Source organism: candidate division KSB1 bacterium, from assembly GCA_022562085.1.
Taxonomy (GTDB): Bacteria; Zhuqueibacterota; Zhuqueibacteria; order Oceanimicrobiales; family Oceanimicrobiaceae; genus Oceanimicrobium.
This window is the reverse complement of record JADFPY010000208.1, coordinates 1-7,953: the sequence shown is the minus strand read 5'-3', so window position 1 is coordinate 7,953 and position 7,953 is coordinate 1. Positions and strand designations below refer to the sequence as shown.

The window sequence follows — 7,953 nt, the reverse complement described above, 5'->3', positions numbered from 1 at the left end:
TGAGAACCCATAACTTTCTCCTTGTCATCTTTGCGATGTCGATTTTTCTTTGGCAGTGTGGCGAAAATCCCTTAGGCGCAGGAATGGAAAACGAAGTTGAGATTGAAATACGCAACAGCCAATTTAACCCGAACTCGATAACTATACAACCTGGGACAAGGGTTGTCTGGGTCAATAAGGACATGGAAACTCATTCGGTTGACCCGGGTAGATTCATGAATGGAACTGATGATTTTATTGGCTCAAAAAATATAGACCAGAATGATACTTTCGGAGTAACTTTTACAAAAACAGGAACCATTAATTACTATTGCTCAATTCATCAACCAATTAAACAAGGCACAATCATTGTTCAGCAATCTGCATTTTACTAGAAAAGCTGCAGAACGGTTAACACCATAAAATTTCCAGCTAACTTCTAAAACCCCCAGGTTCAGTTTGTAACTTTTTGATAGACCTCCGTATTTTAATTATCACTAGTTATAACAAACAAAAAAAACCCTTCTCCAGGTAAACCTGCTTGAGAAGACCAATCTACAAGTAACCGTAAAAGTTTTCTGCTCAGTATTCAGTACTATTTTATATGGAGTAAAAGATGTCTCGTAGATCAGCTGTAAAACCGAACCATCGATTTGTTCTCTACATTCCAAATTCTCTTCGCAAAGAAATTGAAAATCGGGTCAGCAAAATGGGCATCACCTTTGCCGAATTTGGCCGCGAAGCGTTTGAGTTGTATTTGAGTGAAAAGCGAAAAGAAGAAAGAGATGCACAATTAGCGGAGACTTGTCGACTGTTTGAAAGAAAAAACAACCGCGTTTTGAATGAATGGGCTGGAGTCGAAGCTGAAACCTGGCCGGCATGAGTTCCTATAATTGCGGCGACATTGTCTCGGTCAAACTAAAAGACAATGGAGAACACCCCCAAAAAGCGACTGGATATGCCGTTATCATCTCAGCGGAGGTGATAAATAAAAATCTGCAAACACTTATTGTTTGTCCTTTGATTGAAGCAAAGAAAGTTTTCGAATCAAGAATTGGGGCAACGTTTGTTCCTAAAGGCGAGACTGATTTGGATTTAAACTGTGTAGTTCTCTCATTGCAAATTAAAACCATCTCTAAAAAAAGGATTCAGAAAAGAATAAGTGTCCTGCCAGCAAACTACATTCATCAGATTAAAGAAAGCTTACAAACCGTACTTGAAATCGACACCTAAAATTTTTATGCGCAAGCTTTCCTGATGCTCCTAAAATGTTTCTCAATTCAATTTACGATCCTGCTCAACATTCTTTTCTACAGTAACATACTTGCACAAAGTCCGGATTTCTACATAAAAAAGGGAGATGCATTCGCTGGCGCTTTTGAAATCCAGCAAGCATTGGACGAGTATATGAAAGCCTTCAAAGCTGACACCTCTAATTGCAAAGCGCTTTGGAAAATCGCCGAAACATATATCAATTTGGGCGAGGAGACCGAAAAAACCAAGAGGGTTCAATATTATTATACTGCCGAAAAATGGGCGCGTAAAACTGTGTCGATTTGCCCGGACGAAGCCAATGGCCATTTCTTTATCGCGGTTGCTTCCGGAAAACTGGCGCTTTACGAAGGCGGCAGACGAAAGGTAAACCGCTCAAAAGAAGTTAAAGCTGAGGCAGAAAAAGCTCTTGAATTGCAACCCAATCATCACGGTGCTTATCACGTCCTTGGCAGATGGCACCGGGAAATAGCAAATCTAAGCTGGATCCTGAAAGTCGCTGCGAAAATCATCTACGGAGGGGTCCCGCCGGGCGCCAGCAATGAAGCCGCGGTTACGAATTTCAAAAAAGCGATTGAAAGCATTCCTGAATGGATTAACCACCACAAGCAATTGGGTTTGACTTACATGGAAATGAAAAAATGGCAATCGGCAAAAGAAGAGTTTGAAACTGTTCTCGAATTGCCGGTTCTCGATCACGAGGACGAATACCACAAAAAAGTGTCCAAAAAACTGCTTGACAAAGCTAACGAAAAGCTCAAATAAAAGAAATGGTTCTAACCATTTATGAATGTTTTCTAAACAAACTCCGCACAGATCGAATCGGACATCACAATTCCCTCATTAGTCAAACGCAAAAAGCCGTTTTCTATTTCTAAAAATTTTCCGCTCAACTTCCGGGACCCAGAAGTTATTGGCCCACTTCTAAAATCAAAGTCAAAAAACTTCGATAGGGGTCCTGAATACCTCTCAAAAAAGGATATCCCGATTTCCGCTTCGAAAGATTTCAAATCGATGCCCTGTCGTTGGCGCAAACCCAAATAAACTTTCTCCAGCGCTCTCTGCTTCCCATCTAAGTTCTCCTCCCCCTCAATTGGCAGTGCTTCGTTATTAAGTTGGGCAATATAAGCTTTCATATTCCGAACATTCCAGAATCGCCGGCCATTCAGAAATGAGTGCGACGAAACTCCAAGTCCTAAATAGGGATTACCGTTCCAATACTTTCGATTGTGTTTTGACTCAAATCCTGGCTTTGCATAATTCGAAATTTCATATTGTTCAAAACCCCTTGCCTGCAAAAAATCGATCGTTGTTAAAAGCATCTGCTTCTGAGTTTCGTCGGGAAGAATTTTGATCTCCTTTCGCTTTAGTCGGGTTGTTAAGGGGGTGCCTTCTTCGTAGGTTAGATTATATGCTGAAATATGATCCGGATTTAGTTCAACCGCCAGCTCAAGATTTTTTTCCCAAAATTGCAATTTTTGCTTCGGTAGTCCGAAAATCAAATCGAGGCTGATGTTTTCGAATCCGGCTTTTCTCGCGTTCTGAACAGCAGCCACTGATTCCTTATCGCTGTGATCTCGATCCAGAAATTTGAGTTCCCCGGGATGAAAAGATTGCACACCGAGACTCAACCGGGTCACGCCGCTTGCCAGAAGAGCTTCCAGCTTTTGTAAATCCACTGTGTTGGGATTGGTTTCCAGGGTCACTTCCGGATTTTTAGCAAACTCAAACCGAGTTTGGATTAACTCTAATAAAGAAAAAATTTGCTCCGCGCTTAAAAGAGAGGGAGTGCCTCCACCTAAAAAAATGGTTTCAAAACATAGCATTTTTACAACGGAATCAGTAGAGTAAATCTCGATTTCTTTTGTGAGGGCATTCAGGTAGGAAGGAATTTGAGGATTGCGTTTAGTAACTGTGTAAAAATCACAGTAGCCGCATTTGATGTCGCAAAAGGGGATGTGGATATAAAGGCCAGCGGTTTTCAAACCGTCCAGGTTTTTCATAGATAATTCCTAACAACTCGCTAAACCAAAAGATAATTGCAATTTACTTTTGGCTTGTTACTTAAAACCCGGAAGGCTTTGAACACATTTAATGAATCAAATTAGCAACTCTCGACCATCGTACGCTTTCCAATAAATTCCAAATGGCCCCGGTTTTGTCCCACGAAAAATAGATAACAAGAGCTTCACCGACCACGTTTTCTTCTGGCAGAAATCCCCAGGAGCGGCTGTCGGCGCTGTTGTCGCGGTTATCCCCCATCATAAAATAGTGCCCCTCCGGAACAGTCACCGGTCCAAAATTGTCGGTTTGAGCGTACCGGTCAACGTAGTGGCGAATAACATATTCTTTACCCAATGGCGTCGTCATTTTTGTATATTTTACGTTCCTTCCGTCTTCCGCATCGAACTTCCGGCCCAAATCGGTTTTTTTGCCTTCAGGCTTGCCATCAATAAAAACGTCACCGCTGCGAACTTCAATGGTTTGTCCGCCGATTGCAATGCAGCGTTTTATGTAATCAAGGCTCGGATCTTCTGGGTATTTAAAAACAACGACATCGCCATTCTCGGGTTTTTTAAAAGCGGGAAGACGGAACGGTCCAGGGATTTTGGCTTCAATAAATGGAATTGTGTCGGGCGTTCTAACCCCGTAAATGAATTTATTGACTAAAAGAAAGTCGCCTACCAGAAGCGTGTCTTTCATAGAACCGGTCGGAATCCGAAATGCCTGGACGACAAATGCTCTTAAAATCATCGCAGCAATGAGTGCGACTAAAATCGCTTCGATTGTTTCCCGGGTGGTATTTTTCTTACGTTTTTTTCTTTTGTCGCTGGGTTTAGAATTGGATTTATTCAGCTTTCCAGTGGCCGCCAAATTCGTATTTCGTTTGTTCATTAAAATACTACTCCTTAATTTGATATTTTAAAAACCAGTAAACACAAAGTCACGAAGCGCACTAAGTATCACAAAGATTTTTGAAGAGGTTACTTGAATAAATGACAATTGAAGACTAATCAATTTTCAGAACTGCTAAAAACGCCTCCTGAGGCAGCTCAACACGGCCAACCTGCTTCATGCGTTTTTTCCCCTCTTTTTGTCTCTCCAGAAGTTTTCGTTTCCGGCTAATATCACCGCCATAACATTTCGCGGTGACGTTTTTCCGCAGGGCTCTCACAATCGTACGTGAGATGACTTTACTGCCGATTGCCGATTGTACCACGACTTCAAACAACTGCCTCGGAATCAGCTCCTTCAGTTTACTGCAAATTTTGCGGCCCCAGTCATAGGCTTTGTCCTTATGAATAATGTAAGAAAGCGCATCAACCGGGTCGTTGTTAATTAAAATATCGAGCTTTATTAAGTCCGATTTTCGGTAATCGACAAAATGATAGTCGAGAGATGCATAACCGCGTGTTAAAGATTTGAGTTTATCAAAAAAATCAAAAATAATTTCCGAAAGAGGAAAATCGTAATGAAGATTGGCCCGCGTCGGGTCTAAGTATTCAGTGTTTTTGTAGATGCCTCGCCGGTCCATCGAAAGCTTCATAATATTTCCGATATATTCTGTCGGCGTGATGATATCCGCCGAAATATAAGGTTCCTCAACATATTCTAATTCAGAGACTGACGGAAAAAGGGCAGGATTGTCCACAAGAACTAAATCCCCATTTTTTTTATAAGCTTTATACTCAACATTCGGAACCGTTGTTAGAATATTGAGATCATATTCCCGTTCGAGACGCTCCTGGATTATCTCCATGTGCAGCAGCCCCAGGAAACCGCAGCGAAACCCGAACCCAAGAGCTTGCGAGGTTTCCGGCTCATAAATGAGCGACGAATCATTGAGCTTTAGACGCTCCAAAGAAGATCGGAGTTCCTCGTAATCTTCATTAGCCGTTGGGAACAACCCGCTGAAAACCATGGGCTTCACATCCTGGTAGCCAGGAAGCGGTTCAGAGGTCGGTTTGTCAGCGGCAGTAATGGTATCGCCAACCTTTGTATCCTGAACCTGCTTAACTCCAGCGATACAATATCCCACTTCTCCCACTGACAATCGACTCTTCTTGACCTTTTTCAGTTGTAAAACTCCCACCTCTGCTACTTCAAATTTTTTCCCGGTGGAGAAAAATTTTATTTCCATACCTGGCCGGATTTCGCCATCATAAACGCGAACGTAAGCAATGGCGCCACGGTAAGAATCAAACATTGAGTCAAAAATGAGCGCGCGCAAAGGCGCTGAACTTGAGCTGATTTTGGGAGCGGGAATTCGGTCGACCACGGCTTCGAGAATTTCATCGATGCCTTTGCCGGCTTTGGCGCTGGCCAGAAGAATATCGCTTTTATCCATTCCCAGAACGTCCGTAACCTGGCGGGTAACCGCTTCAACTTGCGCGCTTTTAAGGTCAACTTTATTGAGCACGGGAATTATGGTAAGATCGTTTTCCATTGCCAGATAGAGGTTGCTGATGGTCTGCGCTTCGACGCCCTGGCTGACATCAACTACCAGAATGGCGCCTTCACAGGCCGCCAGACTGCGGGACACTTCATATGTAAAATCCACGTGGCCGGGAGTGTCGATTAAATTTAACGTGTACTGATTTCCATTTTGGGCCTTATAATTCATAGCCACTGCATGCGCTTTAATGGTAATCCCCCGTTCCCGTTCAAGATCCATGTCATCCAGCACCTGGTCATGGACAACTTTAGACAGGGTTCCGGTGCGCTCAAGCATCCGATCCGCCAGGGTAGACTTGCCATGGTCGATGTGTGCAATGATGCAAAAATTTCTGATTTTATCTGTTTGCATATTTTAGAAGCTGAACATCTTTTTCAAGTAAAAATTACTGCTACTCAACGTCGGAAGCAAATTATTCTTTTGCAATAAACCATTCAAACCAGGCTTAGTTTAGGTCTTTTAAGCAAATAAAAAGCCAGACCGAATGATCTGGCTTTAAAACTTCACTTGCTTTACAAAGCCGGTGGCAATTTAGGGAATTTTTGGGTTTTAGTCAATAGGAAAAACTGCAACGGAAAACCGGTTTTTCCTTATCTCGCCAAAACCATTTTCCTCACTCTGACGAACCCTTGTCCCAAGCCTGTCGAAGGATTATTTGCCTCCTTCCGAACCCAATAAACGCCGCTTGCTACCGGGGCTCCTTCGCCATTTCGGCCGTTCCAGATGATATCGTGACGGCCAACTATTTGTTCCCCATCAAACAAAGTCAAAATTTTCTGCCCCTCAAATTGTAAATTGATATAAACAAGTGATAGTAAAGGGAGAAATCTAAGTTCAGGGTGTTGCGTTTAACAATGTCCTTGACTTTTTCAATATAATTATTACATTGAGAACCGAAAAACAAGGGCGATTAGTTCAGTTGGCTTAGAACACCTGCCTTACAAGCAGGGGGTCACTGGTTCGAGTCCAGTATCGCCCACACTGTTTATCCAAAACTTACCCTCTTTTTTTCCTCAATAAGCGAAAATACTACTACAATTTTACTACACTGGTTTTCGGATAAGCCGTAAACTGACACTAAATCCCAAAACTGATACTTAACGATGGCTTCAACCTACCAAAGAAACGGCATCTACTGGCTCGCTATTGTTATCAACGGCAAGCAAAAGGCATTCAGTCTAAAAACACGAGACAAAATTCAAGCCGTCAAGCGAGGGCAAAAACTGGAAGCGGAATACGAAACGGTTTCGGTTTCTCAACTCTTAACTCTTTGGCTTAAACAAAAACAAAAATTGAGACCCAGGACAAAAGCTGATATGAAAACAACAGTTGAGGCTTTTATAGAGTGGTTCGGGAATAAGCCAGCCGGTTCATTGAAAAAGCGAAAACTATATAAATACCTCGACCTCTTGGAATCTAAAAAATATAACCCTACGAGTCAATCTATGTTTTTACGACGGCTTAAAATTTTGTTCAACTGGGGATATAAAAACGACTCTATCAGCAACCAGCCGTTTAAGGGTTTTGATATACCGGCTTGGGAAATGCTGTTGAAGCGAAGTTGGATGACTTGGGTTTTTACGATAAGCAAGGGGTTCATAAATTAAAAAAGCCTGTGGTATAATTTTTGGGACACATATTATCTTTCCTCAGCCGTCACCAAGACATAGAATGTTCCGCTCAAAATATAGGAAAGCAGAATGTTCCGCTCAAAATAAGCTACAGAGTTATTGCGACAGAGAGATAAAGATATAGAGAAACTTAACAGGGACAGTTGCACACATTGAGTTGAATTGACGACGTGTTTGCACAACTCGACTTGATTTGGTTGTGTATCCAAGAGTTGTAGAATCATCGTCAATTGCGATTATTCTAAGTTTGGTGGTTTAAGAAAGCGGAATCCCCTTTTTCAAGACAGTAATTCCTTGCTTGTCGATGACCCGAGTCCACCTCACTAACGATTCCTCTGAAAGTTGCTCGAAACGTTCTTTCGCAAACTCCACTGCTTCTTCTGGGCTTTCTGCAACCACCTCGAACTGCGTGACATACGGCTCTTCTCTGTCAGCTTTGCTATGTAGTTCGTAGGTCGGTTCACGATGCGGAATTGACACGCTATATAAAGTACGGCTCTTCATGCCCATTGCGCTCCCATTTGCATGAGCTTATACATTAATTGCTTTTGCTCTGCATTTTCTTTCAAACTAATAGTTTCTGAGCAAAAACAAAGCCCTTTTTATTTTTATCAT

At 42.2% G+C, this 7,953-nt stretch carries 10 protein-coding genes and 1 tRNA gene; 6 read left to right on the top strand and 5 right to left on the bottom strand.

Annotated elements, in window-relative coordinates:
- The 4 genes from IH879_15520 to IH879_15505 all read left to right on the top strand — a co-directional run.
- Nucleotides 1-374, top strand: a 374-nt coding sequence (locus tag IH879_15520; GenBank protein ID MCH7676340.1) for a cupredoxin domain-containing protein, incomplete at its 5' end; no start/stop codon positions are given.
- Nucleotides 375-595: 221 nt separating this feature from the next.
- Complete coding sequence (locus IH879_15515; GenBank protein MCH7676339.1) at nt 596-862, top strand: hypothetical protein; 267 nt, start codon at nt 596-598, stop codon at nt 860-862.
- Complete coding sequence (locus IH879_15510; protein MCH7676338.1) at nt 859-1,212, top strand: type II toxin-antitoxin system PemK/MazF family toxin; 354 nt, start codon at nt 859-861, stop codon at nt 1,210-1,212. The genes IH879_15515 and IH879_15510 overlap by 4 nt, the downstream gene beginning before the upstream one ends.
- 24 nt (nt 1,213-1,236) lie before the next feature.
- Nucleotides 1,237-2,016, top strand: a complete 780-nt coding sequence (locus IH879_15505) for a hypothetical protein (protein MCH7676337.1) — start codon at nt 1,237-1,239, stop codon at nt 2,014-2,016.
- A 32-nt stretch (nt 2,017-2,048) separates the two neighbouring features.
- Here the strand turns inward: IH879_15505 and hemW are convergent, their stop codons facing one another.
- From hemW to IH879_15485, 4 genes are all read right to left on the bottom strand, one after another.
- Nucleotides 2,049-3,254 carry a radical SAM family heme chaperone HemW gene (gene hemW / locus IH879_15500; protein MCH7676336.1) on the bottom strand — a complete coding sequence of 402 codons (1,206 nt, stop codon included), beginning with the start codon at nt 3,252-3,254 and terminating at the stop codon, nt 2,049-2,051.
- Between the two features lie 88 nt (nt 3,255-3,342).
- The gene (gene lepB, locus IH879_15495; GenBank protein MCH7676335.1) at nt 3,343-4,146 is read right to left on the bottom strand and encodes a signal peptidase I; all 804 of its coding nucleotides are present in this window, start codon (nt 4,144-4,146) and stop codon (nt 3,343-3,345) included.
- A gap of 115 nt (nt 4,147-4,261) precedes the next feature.
- On the bottom strand, nt 4,262-6,058 hold the full coding sequence (gene lepA, locus IH879_15490; protein MCH7676334.1) for an elongation factor 4: 1,797 nt from the start codon (nt 6,056-6,058) through the stop codon (nt 4,262-4,264).
- A gap of 239 nt (nt 6,059-6,297) precedes the next feature.
- Complete coding sequence (locus IH879_15485) at nt 6,298-6,477, bottom strand: hypothetical protein (GenBank protein MCH7676333.1); 180 nt, start codon at nt 6,475-6,477, stop codon at nt 6,298-6,300.
- 134 nt (nt 6,478-6,611) lie between these two features.
- On the opposite strand from IH879_15485, the gene IH879_15480 reads away from it, so the two are divergent.
- A tRNA-Val gene (locus IH879_15480) sits at nt 6,612-6,686 on the top strand.
- Nucleotides 6,687-6,810: 124 nt separating this feature from the next.
- Nucleotides 6,811-7,314, top strand: coding sequence for a phage integrase N-terminal SAM-like domain-containing protein (locus IH879_15475; protein MCH7676332.1), 504 nt, complete (start codon nt 6,811-6,813; stop codon nt 7,312-7,314).
- A gap of 279 nt (nt 7,315-7,593) precedes the next feature.
- Here the strand turns inward: IH879_15475 and IH879_15470 are convergent, their stop codons facing one another.
- On the bottom strand, nt 7,594-7,842 hold the full coding sequence (locus IH879_15470) for a hypothetical protein (protein MCH7676331.1): 249 nt from the start codon (nt 7,840-7,842) through the stop codon (nt 7,594-7,596).
- Nucleotides 7,843-7,953 lie beyond the last annotated feature (111 nt).